14 protein-coding genes are annotated in these 17978 nt (G+C 73.1%); 7 read left to right on the forward strand and 7 right to left on the reverse strand.

What is annotated here, in order from left to right; genetic code table 11:
• The first annotated feature begins 97 nt into the window (after positions 1-97).
• Complete coding sequence (locus tag IE329_RS06050) at positions 98-328, forward strand: cold-shock protein (RefSeq protein ID WP_190209748.1); 231 nt, start codon at positions 98-100, stop codon at positions 326-328.
• Positions 329-508: 180 nt separating this feature from the next.
• Here the strand turns inward: IE329_RS06050 and IE329_RS06055 are convergent, their stop codons facing one another.
• The 5 genes from IE329_RS06055 to IE329_RS06075 form a co-directional block, all read right to left on the reverse strand.
• On the reverse strand, positions 509-1684 hold the full coding sequence (locus tag IE329_RS06055) for an XdhC family protein (protein WP_190209749.1): 1176 nt from the start codon (positions 1682-1684) through the stop codon (positions 509-511).
• Positions 1685-1766: 82 nt separating this feature from the next.
• A complete protein-coding gene (locus tag IE329_RS06060; protein ID WP_190209750.1) occupies positions 1767-3257 on the reverse strand; it encodes an NCS2 family permease in 1491 nt (496 codons plus the stop codon).
• 275 nt (positions 3258-3532) lie between these two features.
• A complete protein-coding gene (gene pucD / locus IE329_RS06065) occupies positions 3533-5893 on the reverse strand; it encodes a xanthine dehydrogenase subunit D (protein ID WP_190209751.1) in 2361 nt (786 codons plus the stop codon).
• Positions 5890-6375, reverse strand: coding sequence for a (2Fe-2S)-binding protein (locus tag IE329_RS06070; protein ID WP_190209752.1), 486 nt, complete (start codon positions 6373-6375; stop codon positions 5890-5892). The genes pucD and IE329_RS06070 overlap by 4 nt, the downstream gene beginning before the upstream one ends.
• Entirely contained in the window at positions 6372-7262 is an 891-nt protein-coding gene (locus tag IE329_RS06075; protein WP_190209753.1) for an FAD binding domain-containing protein, read from the reverse strand. The genes IE329_RS06070 and IE329_RS06075 overlap by 4 nt, the downstream gene beginning before the upstream one ends.
• Before the next feature lie 487 nt (positions 7263-7749).
• Here IE329_RS06075 and IE329_RS06080 point away from each other — a divergent pair, with 487 nt between their 5' ends.
• On the forward strand, positions 7750-9342 hold the full coding sequence (locus tag IE329_RS06080; protein WP_190209754.1) for a PucR family transcriptional regulator: 1593 nt from the start codon (positions 7750-7752) through the stop codon (positions 9340-9342).
• Between the two features lie 184 nt (positions 9343-9526).
• Here the strand turns inward: IE329_RS06080 and IE329_RS06085 are convergent, their stop codons facing one another.
• Both IE329_RS06085 and IE329_RS06090 read right to left on the reverse strand, forming a co-directional pair.
• Positions 9527-9856, reverse strand: coding sequence for a hypothetical protein (locus IE329_RS06085; RefSeq protein ID WP_190209755.1), 330 nt, complete (start codon positions 9854-9856; stop codon positions 9527-9529).
• A gap of 223 nt (positions 9857-10079) precedes the next feature.
• Positions 10080-11213, reverse strand: coding sequence for an alpha/beta hydrolase (locus IE329_RS06090; RefSeq protein ID WP_190209756.1), 1134 nt, complete (start codon positions 11211-11213; stop codon positions 10080-10082).
• Between the two features lie 348 nt (positions 11214-11561).
• On the opposite strand from IE329_RS06090, the gene IE329_RS06095 reads away from it, so the two are divergent.
• The 5 genes from IE329_RS06095 to ggt all read left to right on the forward strand — a co-directional run bounded on the left by IE329_RS06095 (position 11562) and on the right by ggt (position 17958).
• The gene (locus IE329_RS06095) at positions 11562-12560 is read left to right on the forward strand and encodes a sugar ABC transporter substrate-binding protein (RefSeq protein WP_190209757.1); all 999 of its coding nucleotides are present in this window, start codon (positions 11562-11564) and stop codon (positions 12558-12560) included.
• Positions 12557-13606 carry an ABC transporter permease gene (locus IE329_RS06100; protein WP_190209758.1) on the forward strand — a complete coding sequence of 350 codons (1050 nt, stop codon included), beginning with the start codon at positions 12557-12559 and terminating at the stop codon, positions 13604-13606. Before IE329_RS06095 ends, IE329_RS06100 begins: the two co-directional genes overlap by 4 nt.
• Positions 13603-14391, forward strand: coding sequence for an ATP-binding cassette domain-containing protein (locus IE329_RS06105; protein WP_190209759.1), 789 nt, complete (start codon positions 13603-13605; stop codon positions 14389-14391). Before IE329_RS06100 ends, IE329_RS06105 begins: the two co-directional genes overlap by 4 nt.
• Entirely contained in the window at positions 14388-15497 is a 1110-nt protein-coding gene (locus IE329_RS06110) for an ROK family glucokinase (protein ID WP_373311082.1), read from the forward strand. The genes IE329_RS06105 and IE329_RS06110 overlap by 4 nt, the downstream gene beginning before the upstream one ends.
• Before the next feature lie 673 nt (positions 15498-16170).
• A complete protein-coding gene (ggt, locus tag IE329_RS06115; protein WP_190209760.1) occupies positions 16171-17958 on the forward strand; it encodes a gamma-glutamyltransferase in 1788 nt (595 codons plus the stop codon).
• Positions 17959-17978: the final 20 nt, after the last annotated feature.

Consider the following 17978-nt stretch of genomic DNA (forward strand, 5'->3'; position numbering starts at 1 on the left):
ACTGAGATCGCCCGCCCGGCGCGTGTCAGGGCGCGCTCGCGGGCCGGTGGTCTGTTACTCCTGATGGGCACCGTCCGCACGCCCGAAGGAGAACCCCATGGCCACCGGCACTGTGAAGTCGTACGAGGCGGACCACGGCTACGGCCTGATCACCCCCGACGACGGGGGACCGGACGTGACCCTCTACTACGACTCCGTGGTCCGTACCGCCGCCGGCGAGCCGGGTGTCGACCAGCACGGCCGGGTGCTGACGGTCGGGCAGCGGGTGAGCTACCAGGCCGCCGTGGAGGAGGGCCGTCCGGTCGCCGAGCAGGTCCGGCTGCTCTGAGCGTGCGGGGCCCCGGGGCCGGAACGGCGGTCGGCTGCCCGGAGTTCCCGGCGCTTGTCCTGCCCGGCCACAACGTCGTCCTGTCCTGAGTACCCGGGTACGGCACCGGCCCGGATCCGCGCGAGGCGGGTCCGGGCCGGCGGCCGTGGTGGCCGGTGCCGTGGTGGCCGGGCGGGCGGTTCAGGCCGCGTGCGAGCGGGCCTTCTCCTCCTGCGCGCGGGCCAGGTCGTGGTGGATCGGGCCGTCCCCGGCGGAGAGCGGCAGGCAGCTGCCGCCGCGCCGGTGGGCGACGATCTCGGCGGCGACCGAGACGGCGGTCTCCTCGGGGGTGCGGGCGCCGAGGTCCAGGCCGATCGGCGAGCGCAGCCGGCCGATCTCGGCGTCCGTCAGGCCGACCTCGCGCAGCCGGGCGTTGCGGTCACGGTGGGTGCGGCGCGAGCCCATCGCGCCGACGAAGCCGACCGGCAGGCGCAGCGCGCGCTCCAGCAGCGGGATGTCGAACTTGGCGTCGTGGGTGAGCACGCACAGCACGGTGCGGCCGTCGATCCGGTCGAGCTGGGAGTCCAGGTAGCGGTGCGGCCAGTCGACCACGACCTCGTCGGCGTCGGGGAAGCGGCGGGCGGTGGCGAAGACCGGGCGGGCGTCGCAGACGGTGACGTGGTAGCCGAGGAACTTGCCGATCCGCACCACGGCGGCGGCGAAGTCGATGGCGCCGAAGACCAGCATCCGGGGCGCGGGGACGTACGACTCGACGAAGAAGGTGACGGTGCCCAGCTCCTCCTCGTCGCAGGGGCGGCCGTCCAGGCCGAGGACGACCTTGCCGGTCCGGCCGGCGTCCAGCATGGCCCGGGCCTCGGCGACGGCGGCGCGCTCCAGGGCGCCGGTGGTGGTCGGCGCGGGGGAGAGCCGGCCGTGGTGGCTGTCCGCGGTGACGGCGACGGTGGCGCCGACCAGCGCGGCCGGGCCCTCGATCACCCGGGCCAGCGCGACCGGGGTGCCGGAGGCGATGTAGGTGATGCCGGCGTCCATCGCGGGGTCGGCGCCGGGGGTGATCGGCTGGACGAACACGTCCAGGACGCCGCCGCAGGTCAGGCCGACCGCGAAGGCGTCCTCGTCGCTGTACCCGAAGCGCTCCAGCACCGGCCGGCCGCTGGTGACGGCCTCCTGGCAGAGCTCGTACACGGCCCCTTCGACGCACCCGCCGGACACGCTGCCGACGGCCTCGCCGGCGGCGTCGACGGCCAGTGCGGCCCCCGGGTCGCGCGGCGCGCTGCCGGAGACACCGACGACCGTGGCCACGGCGAAGGAGCGCCCGGACGCGTGCCAGGCCTGCAGCTGCTCGGCGATGTCTTGCATGTCGGAGGCTCCTTACGCGGTGCGGGGGGCTGACGGGGGAGCCGCCGGGCGGGGACGCGGTCCCCGCCCGGCGGCGGCGCTGCTAGTGGACGCCGAGCAGTTCCTTGACCGGGCCGAGCGCGAAGTAGATCACGAAGACGGCGGTCAGGATCCACATCAGCGGGCCGGGCTCGCGCCACTTGCCGGTGCCGGTCTTGATGGCGACGTAGGAGATGACGCCCGCGGCGACACCGGCGGTGATGTTGTAGGTGAACGGCATCAGGACGCAGGTGAGGAAGGCCGGGATGGCCACCTCGCGGTCCGACCAGTCGATGTGCCGGGCCTGGCTCATCATCATCGAGCCGATGACGACCAGCGCGGCGGAGGCGACCTCGACCGGCACGATGCCGGCGATCGGGGAGAAGAACAGCATCAGGGCGAAGAAGCTGCCGGTGACCAGCGAGGCGAGGCCGGTCCGGGCGCCGTCGCCGACACCGGTGGCGGACTCGACGAAGACCGTCTGGCCGCCGGCGCCCGCCACGCCACCGACCGCGCCGCCGGCGCCGTCGATGAACAGGGCCTTGGACAGGCCGGGCATCCGGCCCTGCCGGTCGGCGAGACCGGCCTCGGTGCCGACGCCGATGATGGTGGCCATCGCGTCGAAGAAGCCCGCCAGGACGAGGGTGAAGACCGCGACCGAGGCGCTGATCGCGCCCATGCCCTGGCCGCCGAAGGCGCCGAACAGGTCGATGTCGCCGAAGAGGCCGAAGTTGGGTGCCGCGACCGGGCTGCCGGGCCACTCCGGGACGGAGCTGCTCCAGGTGTGCTCCGGGAGGTTCACCGTCGCGTTGACGATGAAGGCCACCACGGTGCCGCCGGCGATGCCGAGCAGGATCGCGCCGCGGACGTTGCGGGCCAGCAGGATGAAGATCGCGATCAGGGTGACCGAGAAGATCAGGACGGGCCAGCCGGCCAGCTCGCCGGCCGGGCCGAGCGAGACGGGCGGGCCGTACGGGTCCGGGCCGTGGTGGATGAAGCCGGACTTCACCAGGCCGATCAGCGCGACGAAGAGGCCGATGCCGATGGTGATCGCGTGCTTGAGCGGCAGCGGGATGCCGTTCATGATCTTCTCGCGGAGGCCGGAGACGACCAGCAGCACGATCATCAGGCCGTAGATCACGCAGAGGCCGAAGGCCTGTGGCCAGGTGGTGTGCGGCGCGACGATGGTGGAGAGCGCGCCGGAGACCGAGAGGCCGGCGGCGAGCGCCAGCGGGACGTTGCCGACCACACCCATCAGGATGGTGGTGACGGCGGCGGCCAGCGCGGTGGCGGTGGTCAGCTGCGCGTGGTCCAGGTGCATGCCGTTCTTGTCGGCACCGCCGAGCAGGATCGGGTTCAGCAGCAGGATGTAGGCCATCGCCATGAAGGTGGTGAGGCCACCGCGGAGCTCGTTCCCGAAGGTCGAGCCCCGGGCCGATATCTTGAAGTAGGCGTCCATGGCGTTCTTCGGCTGTGCTGCCGGGGGCGGCGGGGTGGCGTCGTCCTCGGCGGGTCTTTCCTCAGTGGTACCTGGCTCCGTCGGGATCCGGGTCATGTCCACTCCCAAGGTTCATAGGGGGTTGGGGTGGGCGAGCCGACCTGGTGACCAGTCAGAGCTGGTGCAGGGGGACTGTTCGACTCACTGGCGCACGCTGTGGTGGTGCGCACCGCTGCAGAACCCCGGCGTGGGAGAGGCAGCGGGAGAATGCTGTGCTTCAGGTCGTGCATGGCGTTGCTCTTCGGTGCTGGCCGGCGCCGTGGGTGCCGGGTGTTGCTGCCCCGGGGCGGCGGGGAAGACGGTCGCCGCCCCGGGGAGGTTTCGGTACCGGGCTACAGCGTCCCGGTGATGTGCTCGGGCCGGACCGGGATCCGGTTGAGCGCCTTGCCGGTCGCCTGGCGGATCGCCGCGACGATGCACGGCGTGGCCGAGACGGTCGGGGCCTCGCCGACCCCGCGCAGCCCGTACGGGGCGTTGGGGTCGGGGAGCTCCAGGACGTCCACCGGGATCGGCGGGGTGTCCAGGATGGTCGGGATCAGGTAGTCGGTGAAGGAGGCGTTGCGCACCTTGCCGTCCCGGACGATGATCTCCTCCATCACGGCGAGGCCCAGCGCCTGGGTGCAGCCGCCCTGGATCTGGCCGATCACGGACAGCGGGTTCAGCGCCTTGCCGACGTCCTGGGCGGCGGTCAGCTCGACCACCTTGACCAGGCCCAGCTCGACGTCCACGTCGACCACCGCGCGGTTGGCGCAGAAGGTGTACTGGACGTGGCCGAAGCCCTGCCCGGTCTCCTTGTCGAAGGGGACGGTCGGGCGGTGGTGGTGCTCGCGGGTGAGGTCGATCGCCTCGTCGCCCAGCAGGTCGACCAGCGGGATCAGTGCGCCCGCGGACTCGGAGACCACCTTGCCGCCGGCCAGCGTGAGGTCGTTCTGGGTCCAGCCGTAGCGCCGGCGGCCCTTCTCGATCACGGCCTGCTTGACCGCCTCGGCGGCGAGCTTCACCGCGCCACCGGTCATGTACGTCTGACGTGAGGCGGAGGTGGAGCCGGCCGAGCCGACCTCGGTGTTCGCCGGGTGGATGGTCACCTGCTCGACACCGAGCTCGGTGCGGGCGATCTGGGCGTGCACGGTGACGCCGCCCTGGCCGACCTCGGCCATCGCGGTGTGCACCATGGCGACCGGCTCGCCGCCGATGACCTCCAGGCGGACCCGGGCGGTGGAGTAGTCGTCGAAGCCCTCGGAGAAGCCGACGTTCTTGATCCCGACCGAGTAGCCGATGCCGCGGACGATGCCCTCGCCGTGCGAGGTGTTGGACAGCGCGCCCGGCAGGGTGCGGACGTCGAGGTTCTCCAGGTCCAGCGGCGGCGGGAGCGGCATGTCCTTGACCCGCTGGAGCAGCTCGGCGACCGGGGCCGGCGAGTCGATGACCTGACCGGTGGGCATGGAGTCGCCCTCGGACATCGCGTTCAGCTGGCGCAGCTCGACCGGGTCCATGCCGATCGCGGCGGCGAGCTTGTCCATCTGCGACTCGTACGCGAACGCCGCCTGGACGGCGCCGAAGCCGCGCATCGCACCGCAGGACGGGTTGTTGCTGTAGAGGGCGATGGCCTCCATCCGCACGTTCGGGATGTTGTACGGGCCGTGGCCCAGCGAGGCGGCGTTGCCGACGACGGCGGGGGAGGCGGAGGCGTAGGCGCCGCCGTCCAGCACGATCCGGGCGTCGGCGAAGACCAGCTTGCCGTCGCGGGTGACGCCGTGCTCGTAGGTCATCTTCGCCGGGTGGCGGTGCACGTGGCCGAAGAAGGACTCGTCACGGGCGTAGACGATCTTGACGGGCTTGCCGGTGCGCTGGGCGAGCAGGCTCGCGTGGATCTGCATCGACAGGTCCTCGCGGCCGCCGAAGGCGCCGCCGACACCGGCCAGCGTGAGGCGGACCTTCTCCTCCGGCAGGCCCAGCACGGGGGCCATCTGCTGGCGGTCCACGTGCAGCCACTGGGTGGCGACGTAGAGGTCGATGCCGCCGTCCTCGGCGGGCACGGCCAGGCCGGACTCCGGGCCGAGGAAGGCCTGGTCCTGCATGCCGACCTCGTAGTCGGACTTCACGATGACGTCGGCCAGCGCGCGGATCTCGTCCGTGACGCCACCGCCGTGCACCAGCTTCTGGCTGTGGCAGATGTTGCCGTGGCCGTGCGACTTGTACTCGTGCGGCTCGTGGACGTAGCCGTGGACCTCGGGGTTGAGGCACTGCTCCTCGGTGACGATCGGGGTCAGCACCTCGTACTCGACCTTGATCTTCTTCACCGCGCGGCGGGCCGTCTCCGGGTGGTCGGCCGCGACGATCGCGATCGCCTCGCCGTGGTAGCGGACCTTGTCGATGGCCAGCGCCGGCTGGTCCTGGATCTCCAGGCCGTAGAACTTGCTGCCGGGGATGTCGTCGTGGGTCAGCACCGCGTAGACGCCGGGGAGCTTCAGCGCCTCGGAGATGTCCACCGAGAGGATGTTGGCCCGGGGGTGCGGCGAGCGCAGCGCCATGCCCCAGAGCATGTCCTCGTGCCACATGTCGGACGAGTACGCGAACTCGCCCTTGACCTTGAGCGTGCCGTCCGGGCGCAGCGGCGAACCGCCGATGCCGTCCTTGCTCGCCTGCCGGATGTCCTGAAGGTTCTTCTGACCCTGGATGGTACGAGTACTCATTCGGAGGCCGCCTTCGCGCACTTGCGGGCGGAAGCGAGCCGCACCGCGTCCATGATCTTCTCGTAGCCGGTGCAGCGGCACAGGTTCCCCGAGAGGGCCTCACGGATGTCCGTGTCGCTGGGCTGCGCGTCGTTGTCGAGCAGCGCGTCGGTCTGCACCAGCAGGCCGGGGGTGCAGAAGCCGCACTGGACGGCGCCGGCGTCGACGAACGCCTGCTGGACCAGGCCCAGCTCGCCGTTCTCGTCGGCCAGGCCCTCGACCGTCCGGACCTCGCGGCCCTGCACCTGGCCGGCCGCGACCAGACACGAACAGACCGGGGTGCCGTCCAGGTAGACCGTGCAGGACCCGCACTCGCCCTGCTCGCAGGCGTTCTTGGAGCCCGGCAGGCCGACCCGCTCGCGCAGCACGTAGAGAAGGCTCTCGCCCTCCCAGACGTCGTCCGCCTCCACGGGCTTGCCGTTGGCGGTGAAAGTGACCCTCATGCCGCGCTCCTGATCTGCTTGCTGTAGTCGTTCCACGTCCAGGTGAGGGTCCGCCGGGCCATCACGGCCAGCGAGTGCCGGCGGTAGTCGGCGGTGCCCCGGACATCGTCGATCGGGGAGGCGGCGGCCTTGACCAGCTCACCGAAGCGCTGCGTGACCTCGGCGCCGAGCAGGTCGCCCGACTCCCACAGGCCGCGCTCCGCGAGGACGCCCTGGAGGTACTCCTCGGCCTCCACCGCGCGGCGCGGCGTGGGGGCGGCCGAACCGATGCCGGTGCCGACCGTGCGGTTCTTCGGGTGGAGGGCGAAGCCGAAGGCGCAGACCGCGATGACCATCGCGTTGCGGGTGCCGATCTTCGAGAACTGCTGCGGGCCGTCCGCCACCGGGATGTGGACGCGGCGGATCAGCTCGTCCTGCTCCATCGAGTTCCGCTTCACCCCGACGTAGAAGTCGTCGATCGCGATCAGCCGGGTGCCCCGGGCGTGCGAGGCGACCTCGACGAAGACGTCGCGGCCGGCCGCCAGCAGCGCCGGGTGGGCGTCGCCGGCCGGGGAGGCCCCGCCCAGGTTGCCGCCCACCCCGCCGCGGTTGCGGATCTGCGGCGAGCCGACGGTGTGGGCCGCCAGCGCGAGGCCGGGGAGCGGCCCGGACAGCTCGTTGATGATCCGGGTGTAGGGCACCGAGGCGCCGAGCCGGACCACGTCCCCCGTGATCTCCCATTCGGTGAGCTCGGTGATGCGGTTGAGGTCGAGAATCGCGGATGGCCGGTGCACGTCGAAGTTCATCTCGACCATGACGTCCGTACCGCCCGAGATGGGCAGCGCGGTCGGGTACTCAGCCTTCGCCGCGAGTGCCTCGTCCCAGGTAGCGGGCCGAAGGAACTCCATGCGGGTGTCTCCTCAAGTCGTTGCCAGCTCGAACAACTGGGCACTGTGCCCGAGATCCCTCCGGCCCCGCCCAGATGGGCGCGTCCGGACGGGTCTCGAAACCCCTGGTGTGTCGGACCTTGCTACCGTCTCGTTGCCGAAGCGTTGAGTCCTGGTCACCGGGGTGTGTCCGGCGGCGTGTGGCCAGTGAACCGCCGACGGACCACCCGGAGGCAGTCACCGATGGCATGAAGCCTTCGCGGTGCTGCCGCCCGGCATCCTGTACGTTCCTCTAAGGTGGACAATCGCCCAGCCCAGCGGTCGCAAGGCCGCTGCTTACGACCGTAATCCGGCCGTGATTGCGAAGCTACGGGCCCGTGACCCACGGGCGTGTTGATGCGTAACGCCGAGCACTGATGTTCGGGCACACTGTGAGCCCCGCGGGCGGGTCCGCCAGCCGCGCCCCCACCCTGCTCATGCCCCCACCCCCAGCCGAAGGAGTCTGCGGATGCGTGTCCGTGACCTGCTCGCCCCCGGAGCCCCGCGACTGCGGCTGCTCGCCGGCGAGGACGAGCTCGACCGCCAGGTCAGCGGCGTCATGACCACGGACCTGCACGACCCCGGCCGCTACCTGCACGGCGGCGAACTGGTGCTCACCGGCATGCTCTGGCGCACCGCCCCCGAGGACTCCGAGCGCTTCGTCCGCACCCTGGCGTCCGGCGGCGCGGTCGCCCTCGCGGCCGGCGAGGCCGAGGTCGGCCCGGTGCCCGAGGACCTCGTCGAGGCCTGTCGCCGGCACCGGATGCCGCTGCTCGCGGTGCCCGACGACATCGCCTTCGGCGCCGTCGCCGAGTTCATCGGCCGGCAGGTCTCCGCCGACCGCGCCGCCGACCTGTCCGCCCTGGTGGACCGGCACCGGCTGCTGGTCTCGGCGGCCGGCGGCGGCGGCCTGGACGCCGTCCTCGACCTGCTCGGCGGCGACCTCGACCTGGACTGCTGGGTGCTCACCCCGACCGGCGCGGTGATCGCCGGGCCCGCCGACCGGCTCTCCGCCGAGGACCGCGACCAGCTCGTCCGGGCCCACCTCGGTGCCCAGCGCCAGCGCCGCCGGCCTCCGCACCGGGCCCGGATCGCCTCCGGCTCGTACTCGCTGCTCCCGGCGCCCGCCACCCCCGGCGCCGAGGCCCCGCTCGCCGACTGGGTGCTCGCGGTGGCCGGCGACGTCACCGAGTGGACCGCCAAGCGCCAGCAGCTCGCCGAGAACCTCGCCCGCCTGGTGGCCGCCGAGCGCACCCGTCGCGACGAGGGCCGCCGGCTGCGCCGCCGCCTCGCCGACGAGGTGCTCACCCTGCTCCAGCGCGACGCCGACCCCTCCGAGATCAGCCGCACCCTGTACGCCTCCTCGGCGATGGCCGCCCGCTACGAGGGCCGCGAGCCCAAGCCGCAGGCCGCCGAGGGCTCCTGGCTGGTGGTCAGCGCCGAGGGCACCGGACTGCCCGACGGCGCGGTCCGTTCGATCCTGGAGGAAGCTCTCACCGAGACCTCCGACCGGGCGCTGGTGGCCGGCGGCGGGACGGGCGCGGTGGTCGTGCTGCCCGCCCCGGACACCGCCGTCCCGGCCGACGCGCTGCGCGAACTGCTCGCCCCCCTGGAGGCCGGCCTCGGCTCCGAGGGCCGGATCACCCTCGGCGTCTCCGCCCCCGCCCAGGAGGCCGGCGGACTGCGCGGCGCCCTGGAGGAGGCCCGGCACGCCCGCCGGATCGCGGCCGCCCGGGTCGGCCGGGTCTGCGTGGCCGGCCCCGAGGAGCTGGCCTCGCACGTCCTGCTGCTGGCCGCCGTCCCGGACGAGGTCCGCCGGGCCTTCCGCAGCCGCCTGCTGGACAAGGTCATCGCCTACGACATCGAGCACCAGGCGGACCTGGTCCGCACCCTGGAGGCCTTCCTGCGCTCGGACGGCTCCTGGACGCGCTGCGCCGCCCAGCTGCACGTGCACGTGAACACCCTGCGGTACCGGATCGGCCGGATCGAGGAGCTGACCGGCCGTGACCTGTCCCGGCTGGAGGATCGGGTCGACTTCTACCTGGCGCTGGAACTGGCCTGACCGGCCGTCGGCCGGGGCGGTGCGGGTTCCGCGATCCGGCGGGCGACGCGGTGGGGCGAGGTGCCCGCCGGGCGGGGACCGCGCGGGTCCGGGGGCGGACGGCCGCGGTCGGCGCCCACGGTCCTCCGCAGGGTGAACGGCGGTGCCACCGTCACCCGGCACCGCCCTTCCCGGCCATGAACCGTCACTCGGTGAGCTGGTCGACGAGTTGCCAGGCGAGGCGGGTCCCGGCCGCTTCGAAGCCCTGGCGGATCTTCTCCAGCGCGGCGTGGACGTCCTGCCAGGGCAGGTCGTCGTCGGGCCGGCAGTCCAGGTGGAAGGTGGAGCGTTCGATGCCCGGCTGCCAGGTGGCATCACCCCGGAGGTCGGACGTCGTCCCGACCTCGATCTCCCAGCCGTCGGCGAAGACGAAGAACGGGTTGTGACTGAAGGAATCCAGGGCGGCGGCCGTGATTTCGGCGACCTGCTCGAAGCCGATGTCACCGACGACGAGCGCCCGGACGAAGAGCCTCATTTCCATCCTCTCGACAGGGGGCCGGCCGGGCGCCCGCGGCGCCGGCCTTCGCCGGGGATCCACGCGGGCGGACGTCACGCACGGTGCGGCGCCGCTGAGGCCCCGGCGCCTTCACGACACCGCGGTGCCCTCGGCCGGCGCCGCCGCGGGAGCGCCGTGGGGCCCCGCGCCGGGGCCCCACGGCGCTCCGGGCGGGCGGCGGCCCGGGAGGGTGCGGGGACGGTCAGGGCTGGACGGGGATCACGCTGGTCAGCCACTCGAAGACGCCCGGGACCATCGGCTTCCAGACGTCGCTGGCGTGCGGGCCGGTGGTCTCCACGGGCTGCACGGTGGTCGGCGCCTTGGCGGCGTCCCGGAGCGCGAGGGCGTCCTCGAAGCCGTCGCCCTTGTTGCCGCTCAGGTACAGCGCGACCTTCGGGGGCTGGGCGGCCGCCTTGAGGATGTTGACCGGGTTGTTGGCCTCGCGCAGCTTCGGGTCCTGGCCGGCCAGCGACGCCTTCTCGGCGGCGGGGTCGTTGTAGCCGGAGAGGCTCACCCCGGCCCGGTAGCGGTTCGGGTGCGCGACGGCCAGCTTGGTGGCGCAGTGCGCGCCGGCGGAGTAGCCGGCCACCGCCCAGCGGTCGGGGGACGGGTCCACCCGGAAGTTGTCCATGATCATCTGCGGCACGTCCCGGGACAGCCAGGTCTCGGCGTTCGCCTTGCCCGGCACGTCGGTGCAGCCCGCGTCGACCTGGTTGCCCAGCAGCAGGGTGCGCGGCGAGACCAGGATGAACGGCGCCACCTTGCCCTCTGCCATCAGCGGCTTGAGCTGCTCGGAGACCTTGAGCGTGCCGTACCAGGTGCTGGAGGAGCCGGGCCAGCCCGGGATCAGCTCGACCACCGGGAACTTCTTGTCCTTGTGGGCCGGGTCGTTGTACTGCGGCGGCAGCCAGACCAGCACCTCGCCGTCGATGCCGGAGAGCCGGCCCTTCAGCTCGGTGCGCTGCACGTCGCCGGGCACCTTGGGGTCGTCCACGTTCTTGAAGGACTGGACTACCTTGGCCGGCGGTTTGGCCGCGTCCTGGCCCGGCGCGGCGGTGCCGGCCGGGTCCACCGGCGGTACCGCGGGCACCGCGCGGACGTGGTGCCCGGTCCCGAGCAGGTCGTCCCAGCTGCCGTAGATCAGGTTGGCGTTGTTGACCATGACGAAGACCATCGTCACCGCCGTGAACTGGCAGAAGAGCAGCATCGCGAGTCTGCTCAGGATCCGCAGCGGGCGAGGTCCGCGGACCTTGCCCCAGAACAGCAACGCCAGCGCGATGGAGACCGGCACGAGGACGATCGTGCAGATGAGGAACGGTGTACCGAGCAGTTGCATCAAGTTCTCGTTATCCGGGTTGCAAGCCGCCCGGGCCCCGCTTGCCCGGTGCGCTCTCCAATGGGATGGGACGGCGTGGAACAGAAGATCGGTTGCCGGCGAATCTGTGGAAAACCTGAGAGGAACATCACATTTTCCTGATGATCGGTACTCGGTCCGCACACAGTCTGCCATCCACGCGGGACCAGTCACCCGATTCGCCCAGGGATCTCCGAGGAAAGCCCCGGAGCAGGCACGATACCGTTCGGGCGGAACGGGACCGGGCGAGGCGGTCCCGGCATCCGGACACCTGGCGTCCCAGACTGGGGGACCAGGCGGCCCGGCCGGCGAACCAGGAGAGACCTACCGATGACCCGATTCCCCCTCCGTCCGTTCTGCGCGGCGCTCGTGCTGACGCTGGCCCTCGCGGGCTGCAGCAGCACCGGCGGCAGACGGGCCGAGCAGGCCCGCGAGCGGGCCGGGGCGGCCGGCGGCGCGGTGGACACCCCCCGGTGGCGGGTCGCGATGGTCACCCACGCCGGGGCGGGCGACGCCTTCTGGGACATCGTGCGCAAGGGCGCCGAGCAGGCCGCGGCCAAGGACAACATCACCCTCCTCTACTCGAACGACGCGCAGACCCAGAACCAGGTCCAGCTGGTGCAGGCCGCCATCGACCAACGCGTCGACGGCCTCCTGGTCACGCTCGCCAAGGGGGACGCGCTCGGCCCGGTGCTGGCCAAGGCGAAGGCCGCGGGCATCCCGGTGATCACCATCAACTCGGGCCAGGAGTTCTCGGCCCGGTTCGGCGCGCTCACCCACATCGGCCAGGACGAGACCGTCGCGGGCCAGGCGGCCGGCGCCACCCTGGACGCCCGGGGCCGCAAGTCCGTCCTCTGCGTCATCCACGAGCAGGGCAACGTCGGCCAGGAGCAGCGCTGCGACGGCGCGCGGTCGAAGTTCGGCGGGCAGTTCCAGACCCTGTACGTGGACGGCGTCAACATGCCCGACGCCAAGGCCGCCGTCTCCGCCAAGCTCCAGGCCGACCCGGCGCTGGACACCGTGCTGACCCTCAGCGCCCCGGTGGCCGCCACCGGGCTGCAGGCGATCCAGGACGCCCGCCGCCCGGTCGAGCTGGACACCTTCGACCTGGGCACCCAGGTGGTGGCCGGCCTGCAGGCCGGCACCGTGGGCTTCGCCGTCGACCAGCAGCCGTACCTCCAGGGCTACCAGGGCGTCGACCTGCTCTGGCTGTACCGCTACAACCTCGACGTCCTCGGCGGCGGCAAGCCGGTGCTGACCGGCCCGCAGGTGCTCACCAAGGACGACGCCGCCGCGCTCGCCCAGTACGTCGCGCGGGGCACCCGATGAGCGCCCCGGCCCCCGCGCCGGTCGACGTCCTGGCCGCCGAACGGCCACCGGCCTTCCGCCGCCTGCTGAAGCGGCCCGAGATCGGCGCGCTGATCGCCGCGGTGGCGGTCTTCCTGGTCTTCTCGGCGGTGGCCGACAGCTTCCTGCGGACCTCCTCCTTCGGCACCGTGCTGTACGCCGCCTCCACCATCGGGATCATGGCGGTGCCGGTCTCGCTGCTGATGATCGCCGGTGAGTTCGACCTGTCGGCCGGGGTCCTGGTGACCACCGCCGCGCTGATCTCCTCGATGGTCTCCTACCAGCTCACCGCCGTGACCTGGGTCGGGGTGCTGGTCTCGCTGCTGGTCGTGCTGGCCGTCAGCGCCTTCAACGGCTGGATGCTGAGCCGCACCCGGCTGCCCAGCTTCATCGTCACCCTCGGCACCTTCCTGATGCTGACCGGCGCCAACCTCGGCGTCACCAAGCTCGTGACCGGGACGGTCACCACCAAGCCGATCTCCGACATGGAGGGCTTCGCGGCCTGCCGGTGGCTGTTCGCCTCCGAGGTCACCGTCGGCGGGCTGACCGTCAAGGCCACCGTCTGGTGGTGGCTGGCGCTGCTGCTGGCCGGCAGCTGGGTGCTGCTGCGCACCTCCTTCGGCAACTGGATCTTCGCGGTGGGCGGCGACGCGGCCGCCGCCCGTGCGGTCGGCGTGCCGGTCGCCCGCACCAGGACCGTGCTCTACCTCGGCGTCGGCTTCTGCGCCTGGGTCCTCGGCCAGCACCTGCTGTTCTCCTTCGACACCGTGCAGTCCGGCGAAGGGGTCGGCAACGAGCTGATCTACATCGTCGCGGCGGTCATCGGGGGCTGCCTGATCACCGGCGGCTACGGCTCGGTGGCCGGCTCCGCGCTCGGCGCGCTGATCTTCGGCATGACCAGCAAGGGCATCGTGTACGCCGAGTGGAACCCCGACTGGTTCAAGTTCTTCCTCGGTGCGATGCTGCTGCTGGCCGCCCTGCTGAACGCCTGGGTGCGCCGCCGGGTCGAACGGGGGACGGGCCGATGACCGGCCGTGAACTGCTGGCGCTGACCGCCGTGGGCAAGACCTACGGCTCCGTCCGCGCCCTCCAGGACGTCTCGCTGACCCTGCGGGAGGGCGAGATCAGCTGCGTGCTCGGCGACAACGGCGCCGGCAAGTCCACCCTGATCAAGATCATCGCCGGGCTGCACCAGCACGACGAGGGCAGCTACACCATCGCGGGGGAGGAGGTCCGCCTCGGCTCCCCGCGGCAGGCCCTGGACCGCGGCATCGCCACCGTCTACCAGGACCTCGCGGTCGTCCCGCTGATGCCGGTGTGGCGCAACTTCTTCCTCGGCTCCGAACGCGGCCGGTTCCGGCTGGACACCGCCGCGATGCGGGCCACCACCCGGGAGGCGCTGCTGCGGATGGGCATCGACCTGCACGACGTCGACCAGCCGATCGGCACCCTCTCCGGCGGCCAGCGCCAGTGCGTGGCCATCGCCCGGGCGGTCCACTTCGGCGCCAAGGTGCTGATCCTGGACGAGCCGACGGCCGCGCTGGGCGTCAAGCAGTCCGGGGTGGTGCTGAAATACGTGACGGCGGCCCGGGACGCCGGCCTCGGCGTCGTGCTGATCACCCACAACCCGCACCACGCCTATCTCGTCGGCGACCACTTCACCCTGCTGAAGCGGGGCAGGATGGCGGGCAGCCACCCGCGGGCCGAGATCGGCCTCGAACAGCTCACCACCGAGATGGCGGGCGGCTCCGACCTCGCGGAGCTCAGCCACGAGCTGGCCCGTACCGACCCGAAGGAGCGTCCGCCGCAGTGACCAGCCCCCACGGCACCACCAGGCAGGCGGTCCTGCCCACCCTGCTCGGCCTCGGTCCGCGGGCCGAGCGCCGCCGCCGGGCCCTGCCGCCCGGCATCCTGCGCCTGCCCACCATCGGGATCGACATCGGCGGCACCAAGGTGGTAGCCGGCGTGGTGGACGGCGAGGGCAAGGTCCTGGAGAAGCTGCGCGCCGACACCCCCGACAAGAACAAGAGCGCCAAGGTGGTCGAGGACGTCATCGTCGACCTGGTGCTGCGGCTCGCCGACCGGCACGACGTGCACGCGGTGGGCGTCGGCGCGGCCGGCTGGGTCGACGCGGAGCGCTCGCGGGTGCTCTTCGCGCCGCACCTGAACTGGCGCAACGAGCCGCTCCAGGAGGCGCTCAGCGAGCGGCTGCGGTTCCCGGTGGTGGTGGAGAACGACGCCAACGCCGCCGCCTGGGCCGAGTGGCGGTTCGGCGCCGGGCGCGGCGAGGACCACATGGTGATGCTCACGCTGGGGACGGGCATCGGCGGCGCCGTGGTCCGGGACGGCTACGTGGACCGCGGCAAGTACGGGCTGGCCGGCGAGTTCGGCCACATGCAGGTGGTGCCCGGCGGGCACCGCTGCCCCTGCGGGAACCGGGGCTGCTGGGAGCAGTACTCCTCCGGGAACGCGCTGGTGCGGGACGCCCGCGAGCTGGTCGCCGAGGAGTCCCCGGTGGTCGAGCCGCTGCTCGCGCTGGCCGGCGGGGCGGTCGAGGGGATCACCGGCCCGCTGGTCACCGAGGCCGCGCGGGCGGGCGACCCGGTGGCCATCGAGCTGCTCTACGAGGTCGGCACCTGGCTGGGCGTCGGGATCGCGAACCTGGCGGCGGCGCTGGACCCGGGACGCTTCGTCATCGGCGGCGGCGTCTCGGAGGCCGGTGACCTGCTGCTCGGCCCGGCCCGGGAGGCCTTCAGGCGCACCCTGACCGGCCGGGGGTTCCGGCCGGAGGCGGTCGTCGTGCACGCGGCCCTCGGCAACGAGGCCGGGCTGGTCGGCGCGGCCGACCTCGCGCGGCAGGTGGCCCGCCGGTTCCGGACCATCAAGCGCCACCGGGTCGAGCGGGGCGCCGAGGCCTGATCGGGCCGGCCCCGCCGGTCGGGCGGTCCTGGCGGCCGTGCGGTTCGGCGGGCGGCGCGGTCCGGGACGGTTGTCACTGTCCGCGCCGGCCGTACCGGGCGGGCGGGCGGTGCCGGTGGTGCGGGCGGGCCCGGAGGGCGCGGTGGCGCCGGTTCGTACCGGTGGCGCGGGCGGTCCGGGCAGGCCCGGTGGTGCCGGTCGTGCGGTTCGTGCCGGTGGTGCTGTTCGTGCCGGTGGTGCGGGCGGGCCCGGCGGCCCGGCAGCCCTGGCGGCGGCCGGGCCGGGGCCGGCTCATCTGGCGGGGCGCCACATCCCGGGGGTCGGCTCGGCCGTCCGGCGGGACGGGTGGGTCCTGGGGGGCGTGCTCGGTCGGGCCCAGGGTCTTCTGGTCGTCATGGCAAATCCTTTCGATGTGTTCATGCCACGACAATGACTACCAGGCGTGCCGCCACACATGCAATGCGTGATGAGTGTGACGCGGGCTACTGGCCGAGACCGGGCGCCCCGATCCGGCCACTCCGCCCGCGCCCGCCGCACCGCGGGGCCACGCCCGTCCCGTGCACCTCACCGTGAGCCGGTGGCCGGCCCTGGGCGGCCGGCGGGCCGAGGCCCTGTTGTCCGGTACACCTCGACTGTGAAAGAACGGACCTGACGTCGTCTCAGGAGGTCCCGCATGAGAGCCCTGGCCCGCATCGCCCCGCCGCTGCTGCTCGCCACCGCACTGGTCTGTGCCACGGTGGCGCCGGCCGGGGCGGCCGCCCCGCCGGCCAAGGTGCCCGAGGCCGTGGGCTACGGCGGTGCGGTGGCCAGCGTCGACGCGGACGCCACCGCGGCGGGCATCGAGGTCCTCCGCAAGGGCGGCAACGCCGTGGACGCGGCGGTCGCCACCGCCGCCGCCCTGGGCGTCACCGAGCCCTACTCGGCCGGGATCGGCGGTGGCGGCTACTTCGTCCACTACGACGCCGCCACCGGCCGGGTCTCCACCCTGGACGGCCGCGAGACGGCCTCCCGCACCGCGGACGAGTCGCTCTTCCTGGAGGACGGCAAGCCGCTGGCCTTCGCCGACGCCGTCACCAGCGGCCTCTCCGTAGGGGTCCCCGGCACCTCGGCCACCTGGGAGAAGGCCCTCCAGCTCTGGGGCAGCCGCTCGCTCGGCGAGGTGCTGAAGCCGGCCGAGCGGATCGCCGAGCAGGGCTTCACGGTCGACCAGACCTTCCGGGACCAGACGGCCGGCAACGAGGCCCGGTTCCGGGACTTCCCCGAGAGCAGCCGGCTCTTCCTGCCCGGCGGCAGCCTCCCGGTGGTCGGCTCCACCCTGCGCAACCCCGATCTCGCCGCCACCTACCGCACGCTCGGCCGGGACGGCACCAAGGCGCTCTACCGGGGCCCGATCGGCGCCGACATCGTCCAGGCGCTGCAGCACCCGCCGGTCGACCCGGCGTCCGGGCGGGTGGCCCGGCCGGGCCGGGTGGACGCCGCCGACCTGGCGGCCTACCAGGTCGTCCGCCGGCAGCCCACCCACGTCCCCTACCGCGACTACGACGTGTACGGGATCGCGCCGTCCAGCTCCGGCGGCACCACCACCGGTGAGGCGCTCGGCATCCTGGAGGACCTCGGGGCCCCCGACGCGGACGCCACCCGGTACTACCACCACTTCCTGGAGGCCAGCCGGATCGCCTTCGCCGACCGCAACCGCTGGGTGGGCGACCCGGCCTTCTCCGACGTGCCCGCCGGGGAACTGCTCTCGCCGCGCTTCGCCGCGGCCCGGGCCTGCCTGATCAGCCCCGACCACGCGCTGACCAGCCCGCTGGCCCCGGGCGACCCGCGCCACCCGGCGTCCTGCGCCGGCGCCGGACCGGCCGTCACCGAGACCTACGAGGGCCCGAGCACCACCCACCTGACCGTCGCCGACCGGTGGGGCAACGTCGTCTCGTACACCCTGACGATCGAACAGACCGGCGGCAGCGGCATCGCCGTGCCCGGGCGCGGCTTCCTGCTGAACAACGAGCTGACCGACTTCTCCTTCGCCCCCAACACCCCCGGCGTGCCGGACCCGAACCTGCCCGGCCCCGGCAAGCGGCCGCGCTCCTCGATCTCGCCGACCATCGTGCTGCGTGACGGCGAGCCCTTGCTCGCGGCCGGCTCGCCGGGCGGCGCCACCATCATCACCACCGTGCTGCAGGTGCTGCTGGGCCGGCTGGACCGCGGCCTCAGTCTGGAGCAGGCGATCGCCGCGCCCCGGGCCAGCCAGCGCAACAGCGCCGCGACCCAGGCCGAACCGGCCTTCCTGGCCCTGCCCGAGCGGGCCCGGCTGGAGGCGCTCGGGCACGCCTTCGCGGTCACCCCCGAGATCGGCGCCGCCACCGGCGTCGAGCGGCTGGCGGACGGGCGCTGGGTGGCGGCGGCCGAGCCGGTGCGGCGCGGCGGCGGCGCGGCGGCCGTGGTCCGGCCCTCGCGGTAGCCCTCCCGCCGACGGGCCCC

Source organism: Kitasatospora indigofera, from assembly GCF_014655955.1.
Lineage (GTDB): Bacteria > Actinomycetota > Actinomycetes > Streptomycetales > Streptomycetaceae > Kitasatospora > Kitasatospora indigofera.